Source organism: Phaeobacter gallaeciensis, assembly GCF_001678945.1.
Taxonomy (GTDB): domain Bacteria; phylum Pseudomonadota; class Alphaproteobacteria; order Rhodobacterales; family Rhodobacteraceae; genus Phycobacter; species Phycobacter gallaeciensis_A.
Genome location: NZ_CP015124.1, coordinates 330,013 through 348,404, shown reverse-complemented (window position 1 = coordinate 348,404; position 18,392 = coordinate 330,013). Strand labels below are relative to the sequence as shown.

The window sequence follows — 18,392 nt, the reverse complement described above, 5'->3', positions numbered from 1 at the left end:
GATGACGCGGTCGTTATTTCGGCGCTCTGCGGGCTCCGGCGGCGGATGCTCCGGGCTACCAAGGTGATAGGTCAGTCGCCTAGTCTGCTGAAAAGAAATGAAAACACCCTTCGGCGCAGCAGGCCGTAGGGTGTCTTTCTTTGGTGGCTCTCCGACAATACAGTCCGACCGGCCCATCTGCGCGGACCTGCGTCGGCGCTCTTGCACCTTTTGGTAAATCCAAGGTATCTGGATGGGCGAAAAATGCCGAGGCAGAGGAGAGCATGGAATGCGTCGAGTAGTTGTCACCGGACTTGGCCTGGTTACCCCTTTGGCCAGCGGGGTAGAAGAAACATGGTCGCGTCTGCTGGAAGGTAAATCCGGCGCCGGGCCGATCACCCTGTTCGATGCCCATGAAAGCGGCGTCGCCACCACCTATGCCTGCGAAGTCCCGCGCGGTGATGGCACCGATGGTACCTTCAACCCCGATGAGTTCCTTGCCCCCAAGGAACAGCGCAAGGTGGATGATTTCATCCTCTATGGCATGGCGGCTGCGGATATGGCCGTCAAGGATGCCAACTGGACCCCAAGCGATGAGGAAAGCCTGCTGCGCACCGGCGTGATGATTGGCTCCGGCATCGGCGGGCTCAGCTCGATCGCAGACACCGCGGTTCTGATCAAGGAACGCGGTCCGCGCCGTGTCTCTCCCTTCTTCATTCCTGGCTCGCTGATCAACCTTGCCTCCGGTCAGGTGTCGATCCGTTATGGCTTCCGCGGCCCGAACCACTCGGTCGTCACCGCCTGTTCCACCGGCGCGCACGCCATCGGTGATGCCAGCCGTATCATCCGGGCAGGCGACGCCGATGTAATGGTCGCCGGCGGCGCCGAGGCGGCAATCTGCGAGATCGGCATCGCGGGCTTCAACGCCTGCAAGGCGCTCAGCACCAAATACGGCAACGATCCGCAATCCGCGAGCCGCCCCTATGATGAGGACCGCGATGGTTTCGTCATGGGCGAGGGCGCCGGCGTGGTGGTGCTGGAAGAATACGAACACGCCAAGGCGCGCGGCGCCAAGATCTATGCCGAGGTCCTGGGTTACGGCATGTCGGGCGACGCCTATCACATCACCGCCCCGTCGGAATCGGGTGAGGGTGGCGAGCGCGCCATGCGGGCCGCGCTGTCCAATGCGGGCCTGAAGCCGACAGACGTGGATTACATCAACGCACATGGCACCTCGACCATGGCCGACACCATCGAGCTGGGCGCGGTTGAGCGGATGCTGGGCGATCACGCGGGCAATGTCACCATGTCCTCCACCAAATCGTCGACCGGTCACCTTCTGGGTGCGGCCGGCGCGATCGAGGCGATCTTCTCGATCCTGGCGATCCGCGATCAGGTGGCACCGCCGACCATCAACCTGGACAACCCCGCCATCGAAAGCCGGGTCGATCTGGCGCCCAACGCCAAACGCGAACGCAAGATCGACGTGGCCCTGTCCAACTCCTTCGGTTTTGGCGGCACCAATGCTTCGGTGATCTTCGGAAAGCCGAAATAAATGTGGCGCGCACTGGCCTCCAACATGCTGACGGTCCTCATCGTGGCGTTGTTCCTCTTGGGCGGCGTCATCATGTGGGGCCAGTCGCAATACACCTCTGAGGGACCGCTGGAGCAGGCCATCTGCCTGCGCGTCAAAAGCGGCTCCAACATGACCCGCGTGTCCCGCACGCTGGAGGATCAGGGCGCGGTGACCTCCGGGGCCCTGTTCCGGGTTGGTGTGAAATACAGCGACAAGGCATCGCTGCTGAAGGCAGGTAGCTACCTGGTACAACCCGGCGCCTCGATGGAGGAGATCGTCGATCAGATCACCCGTGGCGGCGCCAGCACCTGCGGCACCGAGATCGTCTATCGCGTCGGCGTCACCCGGGTTCTGGCTGAGGTGCGCGAATTGGATCCGGCCAGCAACCGGTTCGTGGAGCGGGCAGAGTTCAACCCCGCCGAGGACGAAGCGCCCGCCGAATACCTTGAGAAAAAGGCCGAAGCCGACACCCGGTTCCGCATCGCACTGGCCGAAGGTGTGACCAGCTGGCAGGTGACCGAGGCGCTGAAGTCCATGGATATCCTTGAAGGCGATCCCGGTGAGCGCCCGCCCGAGGGCATGCTGGCGCCGGACAGCTATGAGGTCACGCCCGGTGATGAGCGGGCAGCGATCCTTGCAGAAATGCAGGAACGTCAAGTCCTGCGCATCAATGCCGCCTGGGAAGGTCGCTCTGCGGATGCTGCTGTGGAAACGCCCGAAGAGATGCTGATCCTCGCCTCGATCATCGAAAAGGAAACCGGTGTTGCCGAGGAACGTGGGCAAGTGGCCAGCGTCTTTACCAACCGTCTGAAACGCGGCATGCGTTTGCAGACAGACCCGACGGTGATCTACGGTGTCACTCAAGGCGAGGGCGTGCTGGGACGTGGTCTGCGTCAAAGCGAGCTGCGCCGGGTAACGCCTTGGAATACGTATGTCATCGAAGGGTTGCCGCCGACCCCAATTGCCAACCCTGGCTTTGCCAGCCTGGAGGCCGCGGTCAATCCGGATGAAACGGATTACCTGTTCTTCGTCGCTGATGGCACGGGTGGCCATGCCTTTGCCGAAACCCTGGCCGAACACAACCGCAACGTGGTCAAGTGGCGCCAGATCGAGGCAGAGCGTAGCAGCGATTGAGGTGTCCTTTATCTGACGCTGGCACCCAGCGGCGGACGACAAATTCACAGTGATACAAAAGGGCGCCTCGGCGCCCTTTTTCTTTGCGTGCTGACCGCGGGACACCCGGTCGCTTTGCATCCGACGGGCCGCAAAGCCTAACAAGGATTGGCGCCGCCGTTCTGCCAACCTGCTGCAGCGCTTGACATGATGGGCAGAAACCCGTATAAGTTGAGTTGCAGTTGGAAGGAAACTTGGCGGCCCCGCAGCGCATGTCGGCGGCCGTCCTTTCTTTCTCTCATCCGGAGCATTTCCGTATGAGGCCCGATTATTCCCATGACAACACCAGACCCCGCCGATGACCATCGGCCTGTCCGCGATCTGTTGCGGTCTTTGCAGGCCTCGCTGCTGCGGCTGCGCAACGAGGCGGAGGGCTTGCACGACTCCCTGATGCAGAACGGTGCAGTTGCGCTGACACAGGGAGAGCGGCAGCAGGTGGCGAAGCTCGAAAGCCTGATCCGGGACAGCCAGAAAGTGGAGAAGTTGATTGCAGAGCGAACCCATGACACCGCCGCAGGGGATGCTGAACTCGACCTTGAAGAGGCCCGGGCTGAAATCTGCCGCCGCCTGGATTGCCTCCGTGCCGCTGCAGTTGCAGAACCGCCTACTGGAGAGCTTGAGTGATCAGGCCACGCGGGCGTTGCCCTATCTGTTTGAGGTCTGGGCGCATCCCCATCAGCTGCCGCCAGAGGGTGATTGGCGTTGCTGGGTGATCCTTGGGGGGCGCGGGGCGGGCAAGACGCGGGCCGGCGCAGAATGGCTGCGGGCGCAGGTCGAGGGGGCGACGCCCATGGCCGTAGGAAAGGCCCGGCGCGTTGCACTGATTGCTGAGACATACGATCAGGTGCGTGATGTGATGATCCACGGCGACAGTGGGCTGCTGGCTTGCTCTCCCTCGGATCGCCGTCCGACGTGGAAGCCGAGCGAGCGCAAGTTGATCTGGGCCAATGGCGCGATGGCGCAGGCCTTTTCCGCCCATGATCCCGAGGCCCTGCGCGGCCCGCAGTTCGATGCGGCCTGGGCGGACGAACTGGCCAAGTGGAAAAAGGGTAGGGATTGCTGGGATATGCTGCAATTTGCCTTGCGGCTTGGCACGCACCCGCAGGTCTGCGTCACCACAACGCCCCGCAACACGCGGCTGCTGCGGGAGTTGCTGGCGCGGGACAGCACGGTACAAAGCCACGCCGCGACCGAGGCAAACCGGGCGCATCTGGCGCCCTCCTTCCTGGCAGAGGTCCGCACGCGCTATGCCGGATCGCGGCTGGGGCGGCAGGAACTGGACGGGGTGCTGCTCTCGGATGTGGAGGGGGCGCTTTGGTCGGCGGAACAGTTGGAGAGGGGCCGGGTCGAGACTGCCCCGCGGCTGAGCCGGGTGGTGGTGGCGGTGGACCCTGCGGTCAGCGCCGGAAAATCCTCGGACGCTTGCGGTATCGTGGTGGCCGGTGCCATCACCGACGGGCCGCCACAGGATTGGCGGGCTTTCGTGCTGGCCGACCGCACCCAGGAGGGCGCCCAACCGCTGGCCTGGGCCCAGGCGGCGATCCGCGCGCGCGACGAATTCGACGCCGACCGGCTGGTGGCCGAGGTCAATCAGGGCGGCGCGCTGGTCGAAAGCGTATTGCGGCAGGTGGATCCAATGGTGCCCTTTCGCGCCCTGCACGCAGCGCGCGGCAAGGCGGCGCGGGCGGAACCGGTCGCGGCGCTTTATGAACAGGGACGGGTGGCGCATCTGCCGGGGCTCGCTGCGCTCGAAGATCAGATGTGCCAGATGACGGCACGGGGATATCTGGGCCAGGGATCGCCGGATCGGCTGGATGCGTTGGTCTGGGCCCTGCACGAATTGATGATCCGTCCTGCCGCCTCTCTGCGCCTGCCACGGGCGCGTCTGCTCTGATCCGGGGGCCGGGGTGTTGCGCCCCCGGCGGGCGCGGCACTTCGTGGATCTTCATTCCTCTCAGGCACAACTGTTTCTCAGCAAAGGGCGGATTGGCCCGATCAAGCATGAGGAGTGCAGCATGGTCTTTGACCTCCTGCGGCGCAAGACACGGGCAGCCGAACCCCCGGTGCAGCAGAAAGCAAGCGCGGCGGCCCGCGTGGTGAACTGGCACGGGCTGGGCGGTGTCAGCTGGAGTCCGCGCGACGCCGTCTCGCTGACCCGCAGCGGTTTTGCAGGCAATCCAGTGGGATTTCGCGCCGTCAAATTGATCTCCGAGGCGGCTGCCTCTTTGCCGCTGATCCTGCAGGATGCGACGCAACGCTATGACAACCATCCGCTGCTGACCCTGCTCGCACGGCCAAATCCGGCGCAATCCCGCTCGGACCTGATCGAGGCGCTGATCGGGTATACCCTGTTGTCTGGCAATGCCTACGTCGAGGCGGTAGCCGGGGAGGAGGGACTACCGGCAGAACTGCACGTGCTGCGCCCAGACCGGATCAGCGTCGTGCCGGGGGGCGATGGCTGGCCGGTGGCCTATGATTATGCGGTGGGTGGGCGCAAGCACCGGTTTGCCGCCACTGGCACCCGCAGCCCGATCTGCCACATCCGCAGTTTCCACCCGCAGGACGACCACTACGGGCTTGCACCCTTGCAGGCGGCTGCGACGGCTGTGGACGTTCACAACGCTGCCTCGCGCTGGTCCAAGGCGCTGCTGGATAATGCTGCCCGTCCATCCGGGGCGCTGGTCTGGTCCGGCAGCGATGGGCAGGGCATGATGCCCGAGGATCAGTTTCGCCGGTTAAGCGATGAAATTGAAACGAATTTTCAGGGTGCACGCAATGCTGGCCGCCCGATGGTTCTGGAAGGCGGCCTTGACTGGAAACCGATGGGGTTTTCGCCCTCGGACATGGAATTTCAGCAAACCAAGGAAGCCGCTGCGCGGGAAATCGCCCTGGCATTCGGGGTGCCGCCGATGCTGCTGGGCCTGCCCGGCGATGCTGCCTACGCCAATTATCAAGAGGCAAACCGCGCGTTTTACCGGCTGACCGTGCTGCCGCTGGCGGGCCGTGTGGCAACGGCGCTTTCGGATTGGCTGTCGGGATTTACGGGTGAGGCGCTGGAGTTGAAACCAGACCTTGATCAGGTGACGGCCCTTGCGGCCGAGCGCGAGGCGCAGTGGCGCCGGATCTCCAGCGCCGATTTCCTGAGCCGGGATGAAAAACGCCGCCTGCTGGGCCTGCCGCCGCTGGCAGAGGGAGAGACGGATGTCTGAGATACCCTTGCCTCCGTTTGATTGTTCTCCGGGATTGCGGCTGTCTGCACATGAACGCGTCACCGAGATTCAGAACCAGGCGATGAACCGCAGGCTGGAGCGGATGGAGCAGATGATGGAACGGTTGGAAAAACGCCTGTGGCTGACTGTTTACGGCGTCGCCGCGGTGATCCTGGCGCAGGCGTTTCAATCCTTTCTGGTCGGTCTTTGATCACAAATTCAGAGTGTTATCGGGAGTATTGCATGCCACCTGAAATGGAATTGGAGCATAAGTTTGCCAAAGGCGGCGGCGGGATTGCCCTTGCGGCGGACAATGTCGTGCGGGGCTACGCCAGCCTGTTTGGCGAGGTCGATCAGGGCGGCGATGTGGTGATGCCCGGGGCCTATGGTGCCTCGTTGCAGGCACTGGCTTCGCGGGACTGCAAGGTCAAGATGCTGTGGCAGCACGATCCTGCGCAGCCCATTGGGGTCTGGGACGAGGTACGCGAAGATGCGCGTGGCCTTTGGGTCAGCGGCCGGGTCCTGACCGATACCCGCCGCGGCGCCGAAGCGGTGTCCCTGATCACGGCCGGGGCCATTGACGGGCTGTCGATTGGCTATCGCACGGTCAAGGCGACCCGGCGGGCCGGCGGCGGACGGCAACTGACCGAGTTGGATCTCTGGGAGGTTTCGCTGGTGACCTTCCCGATGCTGGCGACGGCCCGGGTGTCGGCAAAATCGCGGCGTGGCGCAGATGAGGCTCTGCGGACCCTCGCGGCTGAGCTGCGCGATGCCTGCGCGGATGCCGAGGGGATCCCGGGCGCGCAAAACCTTCACAACACAGGACAGGCAGATGAGCAATCACAACAGTCCGGCTGACACCGGAGATACGGCGCCTCTGGCGCAGGAAGTCCGGCAGGCGGTTTCCGGCTTTGTCAAAGACTTCAGGGGGTTCCGGGGTGAAGTGCAGGAAAAACTGAAACAGGTGGACGCGCGAATGACAATGCTGGATCGAAAATCTCTGGTGGTGAACCGACCGCAACTGGCGGCAGGCGAAGACATTGGCGCCCCGCATAATAAGGCCTTTGGCAGCTATCTGCGATCAGGGGATGAGAGCGCGTTGCGCGGGCTGGATCTCGACGGTAAATCCCTGTCCACCGTGGTCAACAGCGATGGCGGCTACCTGGCGGATCCGCAAACGGCGGACACGGTGAAATCGGTGCTGCAATCGACAGCCTCGATCCGGGCCGTGGCCTCGGTCGTGAATGTCGAAGCGACCTCGTTCGATGTGCTGATCGATCATACGGATGTGGAGGCAGGCTGGGCCAGAGAAACCGATCCCACGGTCGAAACCAGCACGCCCTCCATTGACCGGATCACCATCCCGCTGCATGAACTCAGCGCCTTGCCTAAGGCCTCGCAACGGCTGCTGGACGACAGCGCCTTTGACATCGAAGGCTGGCTGGCCGGACGTATCGCCGACAAATTCGCCCGCTCCGAGGCGGCGGCCTTTCTGAGCGGTGACGGGATCGACAAACCCACCGGGATTCTGGCCCACCCGGCGGTCGACAATAGCAGCTGGAGCTGGGGCAGCCTTGGTTATGTGGCGACGGGCACCGATGGGGGCATCGGCACGGGCGATGCGATTGTCGATCTGGTCTATGCGCTGGGGGCGCGCTACCGGGCCAATGCGAGTTTTGTGATGAATTCCAAGACCGCCGGGGTGATCCGCAAGCTGAAGGACGCTGACGGCCGCTTTCTGTGGTCCGACGGTCTGGCTGCGGGCGAACCGGCGCGGCTAATGGGCTATCCGGTGCTGGTGGCCGAGGACATGCCCGATGTGGCCTCAGACAGCTACGCGGTGGCCTTTGGCGATTTTGCGGCCGGCTACACAATTGCCGAACGGCCCGACCTCAGGGTGCTGCGCGATCCCTTCAGCGCCAAACCGCATGTGCTGTTTTACGCCACCAAACGCATCGGCGGTGATGTCAGCGATTTTGCGGCCATCAAACTGATGAAATTCGGCCTGAGCTAACCGCCCGGGACCGATGACGGGACCGGCAGCCCGGACCCGTCGGCGGGCGCATGTCAGATACTCCCTGTCGTCCAGCTGCTCCCCCTCCGTCCGAGCGGCAGGGAGGACGTGCGCCCGCTGCAGCCGATGAGACAAAGCCATGAGGACGCCGGGAAGTGCGGAGAAATGTGATGATATTGACCGATGTGGCGCCGCTGCCGGACAGCGCCTTGCCGCTGGAGGCCTTTAAGGCGCACCTGCGACTGGGCACCGGGTTTCCCGAAGACAGCCTTCAGGATGGTGTTCTGAACGGGTTCTTGCGTGCGGCTCTCTCTGCCATCGAAGCGCGGTGCGGAAAGATACTGATAACACGCAGTTTCACCTGGGAGCAGACGCGCTGGCGCAACGCAGAGGCAGAGGTTCTGCCGGTCGCGCCGGTGACCTCGGTGACCGAGATCGTGATGCGGGATGCTGAGGGCGGCGAAGTGATCGTGGACCCAGCCCTCTACCGGCTGGAGCGCGACACCCATCATCCCAAACTCTGCTCGCAGCGCGGGTTCCTGCCCATCGTGGCCAAGGGCGGTTCGGTGCGGGTCAGTTTCGCGGCTGGGCTGGCGCCGGATTGGGGCAGCTTGCCTGCCGATCTGGCGCAGGCGGTGCTGATGCTGGCGGCGCATTACTACGAATACCGCGAGGATACTGGCCTGCACGGCGGTTGCATGCCATTTGGCGTCACCAGCCTGATCGAACGCTATCGCGCCATACGCCTGTCCGTGGGTGCGGTGCAATGACCGCGGCGTCGCGCCGTCCGCATCTGTCCCGGCAGTTGGTGCTGGAGGACCCGCGGCGTCTGCCCGATGGCGCCGGTGGATATGTCGAAAGCTGGAGCGCGCTTGGCACCCTCTGGGCCGAGGTCACGGCGCTCAGCGGGCGTAACGCAGACCAGCAGGGCGGCAGCCTGTCGCTGCAACGCTATCGCATCACTGTGCGGGCCGCCCCCGTGGGGGAGACGGCGCGGCCGCGTCCTGATCAGCGGCTTCGCGAAGGTACCCGCCGGTTTCGCATAGACGCGGTGAGCGAAGCGGACCCCGGCGCGCGCTATCTGACCTGTTTCGTGGTCGAGGAGCTGGGCGCATGAGCTATGCTATTTCCGCCGCGCTGCAGGCCGCGGTCTATCAGCACCTCTTGGCGGATCCGGCTCTGAGTGCGCTCATCGGCAGTGATCTGTTCGACGCACTGCCGTCGGGTACCCTGCCACAGACCTACGTGGCTCTGGGGCCAGAGGAGGTCGAGGATCGCTCGGATGCTACAGGGGCCGGGGCGCGGCATCGGTTCACGGTTAGTGTGTTTTCTGACACCGCCGGATTTGCCCATGCAAAATCCGTGGCGGCGGCGGTTTGTGATGCATTGAGCGATGCGCCGCTGCTGCTGAGCCGGGGGCGGCTGGTGGGCCTCTGGTTCGACCGTGCCGCGGCACAGCGGCTCAGTGGCGGCGGGCGTAGCATCGTATTGCGGTTTTCCGCCCGGGTCGAAGACAGCTGAACGCTGCTCTGCCGGTTCTTTAATTCAGACAATAGTGGAGTGACCTAATGGGTGCACAGAATGGCAAGGATCTATTGATCAAGGTGGATATGACCGGCGATGGGCAATTCGATTCCATCGCGGGGCTGCGCGCCACCCGGATCAGTTTCAACGCCGAAAGCGTCGATGTGACCAGCCTTGAAAGCCAGGGCGGCTGGCGGGAGCTTCTTTCTGGCGCCGGGGTGCGCTCGGCCAATATCTCGGGTTCTGGGGTGTTTCGCGATGCGGGAACGGATGAGCGGGCACGGCAGCTGTTCTTTGACGGGATCACCCCGGATTTTCAGGTGGTGATCCCCGATTTCGGTATCATCGAAGGCCCGTTTCAGGTGACCTCGCTGGATTATGCGGGCACCCACAATGGCGAGGCCACCTACGAGCTGGCGCTGGCCAGCGCCGGGATGCTCAGCTTTACTGCGGTGTGATCCATGGCAAATCCCTACAGTGGCGAGGTGGAAATCACCATCGATGGAAAGCCTTACGCGTTGAAGCTGACCCTTGGCGCCCTGGCCGGGCTGGAGCAAAGCCTTGCAGAGGGAAGTCTCGTTGATCTGGTGCAACGGTTCGAGGCGGGGCGGTTTTCCGCCCGCGATATCCTTGCCCTGCTGGCGGCGGGTCTTGAGGGCGGCGGCCATTCCTTAAGCGCCGAGGAACTGGCCCAGGCGGATATCGCGGCGGGACCTCTGGGCGCAGCGCGGGTGGCGGCGCAGCTGCTGGCGCGCAGTTTCTCTCTTCCCAGGCCAGATGCATGAGCAGCTTTGACTGGCCCGCGTTGATGCGTGTCGGCCTGGTTGGTCTGCGCCTCAGCCCCGATACCTTCTGGCGCCTGACCCCGGCCGAGTTGCGGTTGATGCTGGCCCCCGTGGGCGCTGGCGGGGCGCTGGACCGTGCAGGGCTTGAGGATCTGATGGCCGCCTTTCCAGACACTCCGAAAGCAAAGGACCCTGACCATGGCGGAGAGTGAAATCGCCGAACTGGAACTGCGCAGCGAGGCATTGGGGGATGCGCTGGGGGATGCCGCCGGCATGGCGGCCAGTTTCGACACGGAATTGCGCCGGGTGCGCCAGGCCTTTGCCGCGACGGGCAAGGATGTGCAAAGCCTTGAACGCGGCATGTCACGCGGGTTGCGCCGCGCCTTTGAAGGGGTGGTGTTTGATGGAAAGAGTTTGTCGGACGCGCTGGATACCGTTGCGCGCTCGATGATCCGAACCAGCTATAACGCCGCTATCCGCCCGGTCACCGATCACGTGGGCGGGCTGCTGGCCAGCGGTGTTGGCAATCTGGTCAGCGACATCCTGCCCTTTGCCGATGGCGCAGCCTTTTCGCAGGGGCGGGTAATGCCCTTTGCCCGGGGCGGCGTGGTTAGCGGCGCCACGATGTTTCCCATGCGCGGCGGTACCGGGCTGATGGGCGAAGCGGGGCCAGAGGCGATCCTGCCACTGCGCCGCACCGCCGACGGATCGCTTGGCGTCACCAGTTCCGGCAGCGGTGCAACGCAGGTGGTGATGAACATTACCACCCCGGATGTGGCCGGGTTCCGCCGCAGCGAAGGGCAGATCGCCGCGCGCCTGTCCCGCGCCCTGTCGCGTGGCAACCGCAATCGCTGATCTGCGCGCCGCCTGATCTACCCAACGACAGATCCCAAAAGGGGGTATTCCGATGAATTTCCACGATGTCCGATTTCCCGCCTCGCTCAGCTTCGGCTCGGTCGGCGGTCCGCAGCGGCGCACTGATATCGTCTCGCTCGCCAATGGCCATGAGGAGCGCAACACCCCCTGGGCGCATTCGCGGCGCCGCTATGATGCCGGGCTTGGTCTGCGCTCGCTTGAGGATATCGAGGTTCTGATTGCCTTTTTCGAGGCCCGTCAGGGGCAGATGTACGGCTTTCGCTGGAAGGACTGGTCGGATTACAAATCGGCCCGCGCCAGCGCAGAGGTCGATTTCCGGGACGAGGTGATCGGCACCGGCGATGGGCAGACTACGCGCTTCCAACTGGTGAAGTCCTATCGCTCCGGCACCTCGCTCTACCATCGCCCGATTGCCAAACCGGTGGCGGGAACGGTGCGCGTGGGCCTGAAGCAGGAGGAATTGCGCGAGAGCGTCGATTACGAACTCGACACCGCGACGGGTGAAATCACGCTGGCCTATCCGCCCGAGGCCGGGCTGGAGGTCGTCGCGGGCTTTGAATTCGATGTGCCGGTGCGGTTTGACACCGATCAGATCCTGACCAGCGTCGCCTCCTTTCAGGCGGGCGATGTGCCGGATGTCCCGATTGTGGAGGTGCGGATCTGATGGCCGGGCCGTCGCAACCTTTTCTGAAGCACCTCGCCACTGGGGTGACAACACTGTGCCGGGCCTGGGGACTAACCTGCCGGGATGGCGCCTTCTTTGGCTTTACCGACCACGACCGCGATCTGGCATTTGACGGGATGACGTTCAAGGCGGGCAGCGGGCTGACCGCACGAGCGCTGCAACAGGCGACGGGCCTGTCGGTGGACAATACCGAGGCGCTGGGGGCGCTGTCCGATACCACGCTGCGGGCCGAGGATATCGAGGCGGGACGGTTTGATGCGGCGGATGTGCGCTGCTGGCTGGTGAACTGGCAGGACCTGTCGCTGCGCTGGCTGCAGTTTCGCGGATCGATCGGAGAGCTGCGCCGCGCGGGCAGTGCCTTTGAGGCCGAGCTGCGCGGGTTGAGCGAGGCACTGAGCCAGCCGCTGGGCCGGGTCTACCAGAAACCCTGTACTGCGGTTCTGGGCGATGACACCTGCCGCTTCGATCTGAACTTGCCCGGCTATAGCGAGACCCGCGCGGTCGAGCGCAGCGAGGACGGCCGTCTGTTCTATTGGGGTGATCTGGCAGGCTTTGAACCCGATTGGTTTACCCGTGGGCGCCTGACGGTGCTGACGGGCGCGGCTGAGGGGCTGTGGAGCGCGATCAAACAGGACCGCAGCGATGCCACGGGCCGCCTGATCGAACTGTGGGAGCCGTTGCGCGCGCCGGTGGCGCCCGGCGACCTGCTGCAGCTCGATGCGGGCTGTGACAAGCGGATGGAGACCTGCCGCCTCAAATTCAACAACCTCATCAACTTTCAGGGCTTTCCAGATATCCCCGGAGAGGACTGGGTGATGTCGGTGCCGCGCTCGACTGGCGCCAATACCGGCGGCAGCCGCCGATGACGGGCGGAAGGGTGACAGGCGCGGATATTGCCAAGACCGCCCGGGACTGGATCGGTACGCCCTATGTGCATCAGGCCAGTTGCCGGGGTGCGGGCTGCGATTGCCTGGGGCTGATCCGGGGGATCTGGCGGGCACACTGCGCGCAGGAACCGGCGCCGCTGCCGCCCTATACGATGGACTGGTCCGAACCGCAGGCCGAGGAACGCCTATGGCAGGCGGCCCAGCGTTATCTGCGGGCAAAACCGCTCTCCGCCTGCGAGGTCGGCGATGTCTTGTTGTTTCGCATGCGCGCCGGGGCCGTGGCCAAACACCTTGGCATTCAATCCGCAACGGGCGCGCCAGAGGTGCTACAGGGGCAGCCCCGTTTCATTCATGCCTATAGCGCGCGCGGCGTCGTTGAGAGCGCGCTGACCGGCCCCTGGCAGCGCCGTATTGTGGCGCGTTTTGCATTTCCCGATGAGGTGAGTTGATGGCGACCATTCTTCTTTCTGCGGCGGGCGCCGCAATTGGCGGGGCCGTGGGGGGCACGGTGGCGGGGCTGTCCTCGGTGGCGATTGGCCGGGCGGTGGGCGCGACGCTGGGGCGGGCCATTGACGAACGGTTGCTCGGCGCCGGGTCGGACCCGGTGGAAACCGGCAAGGTCAGCCAGTTCCGCCTGACGCAGGCCAGCGAAGGCCAACCCATCGCGCAGGTTCTGGGCCGCACCCGCATTGGCGGTCAGGTGATCTGGGCCTCTGATTTTCAGGAAAGTACCACCACCACGGGTGGCGGCAAGGGCGGGCCAAGGCAGCCCAGCGTCACGCGCTACAGCTATTCGGTCTCGCTGGCGATTGCCCTGTGTGAAGGGGAGATCGCCTCGGTGCCGCGGGTCTGGGCCGATGGGGAGGAAGTCTCGCCGCTGGATCTCAACATGACGGTCTATCGCGGCACCCCGGATCAAGCGCCCGATCCAGTGATGGAGGCCATCGAGGGCGCAGGCAAGGTGCCTGCCTATCGCGGCACCGCCTATGTGGTGCTGGAAGACATCGCGCTGGATGGCTTTGGCAACCGGGTGCCGCAGTTCTCGTTTGAGGTGATACGTGGCGCGCAGCCTGGCGGTGCCGAGTTCGACCTTGATCCAGCGCAGTTGGTGCGGGGCGTGGCGCTGATGCCGGGGACAGGCGAATACGCGCTGGCCAGCCGCGCGGTGAACTACTCCGGTGGGCCCGGTGATATGCGCGCCGCCAATACTCACTCGCCATCTGGGCAGACAGACCTTCTGACCTCGCTTGCGGCGCTGGAGGAGGAGTTGCCAACCTGCAAGGCGACCTCGCTGATCGTGTCCTGGTTTGGCGATGACCTGCGCTGCGGGGAGTGCCGGATCAAACCCAAGGTGGAGCAGAAATTGGCCGAGGGCGTCGGAATGCCCTGGCAAGTCTCAGGACAGGATCGTAGCAGCGCCGAGGAGGTGCCGAAGGACGAAGACGACAATCCCCTTTATGGCGGCACCCCGGCCGATGCGGCGGTGGTGGAGGCGATCAAGGCGCTGAACGCTGCCGGGCAGCGGGTGATGTTCTATCCCTTCATCCTGATGGATCAGGCCGAGGGCAATGGTCTGCCGGATCCATGGAGCGATAACCCGGACCAGCCGCATCTGCCCTGGCGGGGCCGCATCACACTGTCGGTGGCGCCGGGGCGCGCAGGTAGCCCGGATCAAAGCGCCGCTGCGGATGCAGAAGTCGCCGCCTTCATGGGGCAGGCCTCGGCCGGTGATTTCACCATTGGCGATGGCACGGTCACCTATAGTGGACCTGAGGACTGGGGGCTGAGACGCTTCATTCTGCACAATGCCGCGCTTTGCGCCGCAGCGGGCGGGGTGGCGGCTTTTTGCATCAGTTCGGAAATGCGGGGGCTGACCCAGATCCGGGGCGTCAGCGGATTTCCGGCTGTGACGGCCCTGCGGGCGTTGGCCGCCGAGGTACGCCAGATCCTGGGGCCAGAGGTCAAGATCGGCTATGCGGCGGATTGGTCGGAATACTGGGGCTACCAAAGCCCGGAAGGCGACCGCTATTTCCACCTGGATCCTCTCTGGGCCGATGCGGAGGTGGATTTCATTGGGATCGACAATTACATGCCGCTGTCCGATTGGCGGCAGGGCACGGACCATCTGGACGCCGAAGCCGGAGTGCCTGCGATTTATGATCTGGATTACCTACGTGGCAATATCGAGGGGGGCGAAGGTTACGATTGGTATTACCACTCGCCCGAGGCCGAAGCCGCCCAGATCCGCACCCCAATCACGGATGGCGCCCATCAGGAACCCTGGATCTGGCGCTACAAGGATCTGCGCAACTGGTGGGGCAACACCCATCACGAACGGATCGGCGGCGTGCGTCAGCCGCTGCCCACGGCATGGGAGCCGCAGAGCAAACCGATCTGGTTCACGGAACTCGGCTGCGCCGCCATCGACAGGGGTACCAATCAGCCAAACAAGTTCCTGGATCCCAAAAGCTCGGAATCGAGATTGCCGAAGTATTCCAATGGCCAGCGCGATGATCTGATCCAGCTGCAATACCTGCGTGCGATGCTTGGCTATTGGAGTGATCCGGCCAACAACCCCATTTCGCCGGAATATGACGCGCCGATGCTGGATATGGACAACGCCTATGTCTGGGCCTGGGACGCGCGGCCCTTTCCGGCCTTTCCAGCCGCGAGCGAGGTCTGGAGCGACGGGGAGAACTACCTGCGGGGGCACTGGCTGAATGGCCGCATTGGTCAGCGCACGCTGTCCTCGGCGGTGACTGAGATCTGCACCCGCTCCGGCGTGAGCGAGACCGATGTCAGCTCGCTTTACGGGATCGTGCATGGCTATAGCCTTGAAGGAACAGAGACTGCCCGCGCCGCGCTGCAGCCGCTGATGCTGCGGCACGGGTTTGATGTGATCGAACAGGACGGGCTGCTGCGCTTCCTGCCGCGCAAGGGCACCGGTGCTCGCCCGCTGGAGCCACAGCAATTGGTCGACAGCCCCGAGGTGGAAGGAGACATTGCCCATCAGCGCGCCGCCGAGGCCGAGCTGACGGGCAGGGTACGGTTGCGCTATGCGGAATGGGGCGCCAATTACGATCTCGCCGCGCAAGAGGCCGTCCTGCCCGATCAGGCGACCCATGCGGCAGGTCAACACGACCTGCCGATGGTTCTGACTGGGGCAGAGGCCCGCCAGATCGCCGAACGCTGGCTGATCGAGGCCCGCATCGCCCGCGACAGCGCGCGCTTTGTGCTGCCGCCTTCGCGGCTGGATATTGCGGTGGGGGATGTGATCGCCCTGCCGATTGCTGACCCCGGTGCTGAGGAGGAGACCTCGGGGCAGGGCAGTGAGAGCGCCGAGGAGACGCCCACCCTTTACCGGGTGGATCGTATCGAAATGGCCGAGGCGCAATTGGTCGAGGCGGTGCGGATCGATCCCGGCGTCTATCTCCCATCCCCCAGCGCCGAGGAGCTGCCCGGTGTAAATGAATTCGCAGCGCCCGTGCCTGTGCTGCCGCTCTTCATGGACCTACCCTTGCTGACGGGCGAGGAAACCCCGCATGCGCCGCACCTGGCCATTACCGCCCAGCCCTGGCCCGGCAGTGTCGCGGTCTACGGCGCGCAGGCCGACGAAGGCTACACGCTGGAACTGGAAGAGGTGATCGCAGCCCGATCCGTCATCGGGATCACCCAGTCACCCTTGCTGCGCGGGCCGGTCGGGCGCTGGGATTTGGGGGCCGATCTGCAGGTCAAGCTGATCTTTGGACAGTTGCAAAGCCGAGATATGCTGGCGGTGCTGAACGGGGCCAATGCGGCTGCAATCGGCGATGGCAGCAATGGCAATTGGGAGATTTTCCAGTTCCGCAGTGCCGAACTGTTGGCCCCCGAGACCTATCTGCTGCGCGGGCGTTTGCGCGGCCAGCTGGGCAGCGACGGGCTGATGCCTGATATCTGGCCTGAAGGTTCATTCGTGGTGCTGCTGGATGATACCCTGCGCCAGCTCGATCTGCCGCTGGCGCAGCGGCGCAGGGCGCGTCACTACCGGATCGGTCCGGCGCGGCGGGGTTATGACGACCCAAGCTATGTGCACCGGATCGAGGCCTTTGATGGCAACGGCCTGCGCCCCTATGCGCCGGTGCATCTGCGCCTAGAGGGCGCGCTGGGCGGGGCGATACAGGTCAGCTGGATCCGCCGCACCCGGATCGAGGGTGACAGCTGGGATCTGCAGGAGGTACCGCTGGGCGAGGCGCGTGAGGAATATCTGCTGCGTGTCCTGCGCGGGCCCGTGGTTCTGCGGGAAGTGACACTATCAGCGCCGGGCTGGAGTTACTCGGCGGTGATGCAGGTGGCGGATGGGGCATTGCCGGGGGACCGGATTGAGGTGGCGCAGGTTTCAGACCGGTTCGGCGCCGGGCCTGCTGCCCGGGCGGTGCTGACATGAGGCGGCCCGTCTTGCCGGGTGATATCTCCTCCGCCGCCCGCGCGCTGTTGCATGTCCCCGAGGCAAAGCGCGCCCGCCTTTGTGCCTGCCTGTTTGCGGGTGCCGCGCGGGCTTGTGCCCATATGGAGCAGGGCATGGGGCTGCACCCCAGGTGGGGCGATGGCACGCTCAGCGCGGCAGCACGGCTGTTTCCGCTGGCGGATGAGCCACCGCTCGATGATGCCGAATACCTTGCTTGCACGATCCGGGTCCTGCGCGCCGTGCATGGGCGAATAGGGTAAGCCTGTGCGCCACGCATGGGACGTCTGCCCCGCGATCCATTCATAATGAAAATACTTCTCTTCACAAATTTGCGTTTGGCCAAACTTGCGTTAGATACGTAGTCTGATGTGAGAAAAGGATGCCTCACCATGATCAAGACACGCAAAGCCGTTACTCCGCTGGACCCTGTCTGGGACCGCATCGCAACCGAAGCGCAGGAGGCCGTTGATAAACAGCCCCTGATGGGCGGTCTGATTCACGCCTGCATCCTGCACCATCCAACCATCGAAAAGGCGCTCTCTTATCGCGTGGCGGCCAAGCTGTGCTCGAACGAGATGTCGATGGTGATTCTGCGCGAGATCGTCGATGCAGCCTACGCGTCCGACCCGTCGCTGATTGCAGCGGCGCGGGCCGATCTGATGGCGGTCTATGAACGCGATCCGGCCTGCCACCGGCTTTTGCAGCCGATCCTGTACTTCAAGGGCTACCAGGCCGTTCAGGCCTATCGGGTTGGGCACTGGTTGTGGAAACAGGGCGATTACGATCTGGCCTATTTCTTCCAGATGCGGATTTCAGAAATCTTCGGCGTCGACATTCACCCGGCTGCAAAGATCGGCCAGGGCATCATGATCGACCACGCTCATTCCATCGTGATCGGCGAAACCGCCGTGGTTGGCGACAACGTGTCGATGCTGCATTCGGTGACTCTGGGCGGCACCGGCAAGGAAGAAGAGGACCGCCACCCCAAGATCGAGGATGGCGTGCTGATCGGCGCCGGAGCCAAGGTGCTCGGCAATATCCGCATCGGCCATTGCAGCCGCATTGCGGCCGGTTCTGTCGTTCTGAACGATGTCCCCCCGTGCAAGACGGTGGCAGGCGTGCCGGCCAAGATCGTTGGTGAGGCTGGCTGCGATCAGCCCTCGGTCAGCATGAACCAGGTTCTGGCCAGCGGCGAGTAATTCAGGCTCCGTATGGGGCACGGAGCGGGGCACCTTCCAAA

21 protein-coding genes are annotated in these 18,392 nt (G+C 64.2%); all 21 read left to right on the top strand.

The genetic code is table 11. From position 1 onward, the window contains the following. The first annotated feature begins 268 nt into the window (after positions 1 to 268). Positions 269 to 1,534: a beta-ketoacyl-ACP synthase II gene (gene fabF, locus JL2886_RS01595; protein WP_065270418.1), complete on the top strand. Its 1,266-nt coding sequence runs from the start codon at positions 269 to 271 to the stop codon at positions 1,532 to 1,534. Beyond that, entirely contained in the window at positions 1,535 to 2,689 is a 1,155-nt protein-coding gene (gene mltG / locus JL2886_RS01590; RefSeq protein ID WP_065270417.1) for an endolytic transglycosylase MltG, read from the top strand. A 315-nt stretch (positions 2,690 to 3,004) separates the two neighbouring features. Then, complete coding sequence (locus JL2886_RS01585) at positions 3,005 to 3,352, top strand: hypothetical protein (protein WP_065270416.1); 348 nt, start codon at positions 3,005 to 3,007, stop codon at positions 3,350 to 3,352. Then, the gene (locus JL2886_RS01580; RefSeq protein WP_116560288.1) at positions 3,249 to 4,622 is read left to right on the top strand and encodes a DNA-packaging protein; all 1,374 of its coding nucleotides are present in this window, start codon (positions 3,249 to 3,251) and stop codon (positions 4,620 to 4,622) included. Before JL2886_RS01585 ends, JL2886_RS01580 begins: the two co-directional genes overlap by 104 nt. 121 nt (positions 4,623 to 4,743) lie before the next feature. Next, complete coding sequence (locus tag JL2886_RS01575) at positions 4,744 to 5,937, top strand: phage portal protein (RefSeq protein WP_065273471.1); 1,194 nt, start codon at positions 4,744 to 4,746, stop codon at positions 5,935 to 5,937. Next, entirely contained in the window at positions 5,930 to 6,148 is a 219-nt protein-coding gene (locus tag JL2886_RS01570) for a GTA head formation protein, RCAP_rcc01685 family (protein ID WP_065270415.1), read from the top strand. The genes JL2886_RS01575 and JL2886_RS01570 overlap by 8 nt, the downstream gene beginning before the upstream one ends. A 32-nt stretch (positions 6,149 to 6,180) precedes the next feature. Next, entirely contained in the window at positions 6,181 to 6,795 is a 615-nt protein-coding gene (locus tag JL2886_RS01565) for an HK97 family phage prohead protease (RefSeq protein WP_082995963.1), read from the top strand. Beyond that, on the top strand, positions 6,770 to 7,951 hold the full coding sequence (locus JL2886_RS01560; protein ID WP_065270413.1) for a phage major capsid protein: 1,182 nt from the start codon (positions 6,770 to 6,772) through the stop codon (positions 7,949 to 7,951). The genes JL2886_RS01565 and JL2886_RS01560 overlap by 26 nt, the downstream gene beginning before the upstream one ends. A gap of 170 nt (positions 7,952 to 8,121) precedes the next feature. Continuing rightward, positions 8,122 to 8,721 (top strand): head-tail connector protein, encoded by a 600-nt coding sequence (locus tag JL2886_RS01555; protein WP_065270412.1) that lies wholly within the window; start codon positions 8,122 to 8,124, stop codon positions 8,719 to 8,721. Further along, positions 8,718 to 9,068 (top strand): head-tail adaptor protein, encoded by a 351-nt coding sequence (locus tag JL2886_RS01550; protein WP_065270411.1) that lies wholly within the window; start codon positions 8,718 to 8,720, stop codon positions 9,066 to 9,068. The genes JL2886_RS01555 and JL2886_RS01550 overlap by 4 nt, the downstream gene beginning before the upstream one ends. Next, a complete protein-coding gene (locus JL2886_RS01545; RefSeq protein WP_065270410.1) occupies positions 9,065 to 9,472 on the top strand; it encodes a DUF3168 domain-containing protein in 408 nt (135 codons plus the stop codon). Before JL2886_RS01550 ends, JL2886_RS01545 begins: the two co-directional genes overlap by 4 nt. A 47-nt stretch (positions 9,473 to 9,519) precedes the next feature. Beyond that, positions 9,520 to 9,933 carry a phage major tail protein, TP901-1 family gene (locus tag JL2886_RS01540; protein ID WP_065270409.1) on the top strand — a complete coding sequence of 138 codons (414 nt, stop codon included), beginning with the start codon at positions 9,520 to 9,522 and terminating at the stop codon, positions 9,931 to 9,933. Positions 9,934 to 9,936: 3 nt separating this feature from the next. Next, positions 9,937 to 10,260, top strand: coding sequence for a gene transfer agent family protein (locus JL2886_RS01535; protein WP_065270408.1), 324 nt, complete (start codon positions 9,937 to 9,939; stop codon positions 10,258 to 10,260). Next, a complete protein-coding gene (locus JL2886_RS01530; protein ID WP_065270407.1) occupies positions 10,257 to 10,472 on the top strand; it encodes a rcc01693 family protein in 216 nt (71 codons plus the stop codon). The genes JL2886_RS01535 and JL2886_RS01530 overlap by 4 nt, the downstream gene beginning before the upstream one ends. Continuing rightward, positions 10,459 to 11,115, top strand: coding sequence for a phage tail tape measure protein (locus JL2886_RS01525; protein WP_065270406.1), 657 nt, complete (start codon positions 10,459 to 10,461; stop codon positions 11,113 to 11,115). The genes JL2886_RS01530 and JL2886_RS01525 overlap by 14 nt, the downstream gene beginning before the upstream one ends. A 52-nt stretch (positions 11,116 to 11,167) precedes the next feature. Continuing rightward, positions 11,168 to 11,800, top strand: coding sequence for a DUF2460 domain-containing protein (locus tag JL2886_RS01520; RefSeq protein ID WP_065270405.1), 633 nt, complete (start codon positions 11,168 to 11,170; stop codon positions 11,798 to 11,800). Then, positions 11,800 to 12,687 (top strand): DUF2163 domain-containing protein, encoded by an 888-nt coding sequence (locus JL2886_RS01515; RefSeq protein WP_065270404.1) that lies wholly within the window; start codon positions 11,800 to 11,802, stop codon positions 12,685 to 12,687. The genes JL2886_RS01520 and JL2886_RS01515 overlap by 1 nt, the downstream gene beginning before the upstream one ends. Further along, entirely contained in the window at positions 12,684 to 13,157 is a 474-nt protein-coding gene (locus tag JL2886_RS01510; RefSeq protein ID WP_065270403.1) for an NlpC/P60 family protein, read from the top strand. The genes JL2886_RS01515 and JL2886_RS01510 overlap by 4 nt, the downstream gene beginning before the upstream one ends. After that, on the top strand, positions 13,157 to 17,131 hold the full coding sequence (locus tag JL2886_RS01505; protein WP_065270402.1) for a baseplate multidomain protein megatron: 3,975 nt from the start codon (positions 13,157 to 13,159) through the stop codon (positions 17,129 to 17,131). The genes JL2886_RS01510 and JL2886_RS01505 overlap by 1 nt, the downstream gene beginning before the upstream one ends. Beyond that, the gene (locus JL2886_RS01500; protein ID WP_065270401.1) at positions 17,128 to 17,412 is read left to right on the top strand and encodes a hypothetical protein; all 285 of its coding nucleotides are present in this window, start codon (positions 17,128 to 17,130) and stop codon (positions 17,410 to 17,412) included. The genes JL2886_RS01505 and JL2886_RS01500 overlap by 4 nt, the downstream gene beginning before the upstream one ends. A gap of 129 nt (positions 17,413 to 17,541) precedes the next feature. Further along, on the top strand, positions 17,542 to 18,351 hold the full coding sequence (gene cysE / locus JL2886_RS01495) for a serine O-acetyltransferase (RefSeq protein WP_065270400.1): 810 nt from the start codon (positions 17,542 to 17,544) through the stop codon (positions 18,349 to 18,351). Positions 18,352 to 18,392 lie beyond the last annotated feature (41 nt).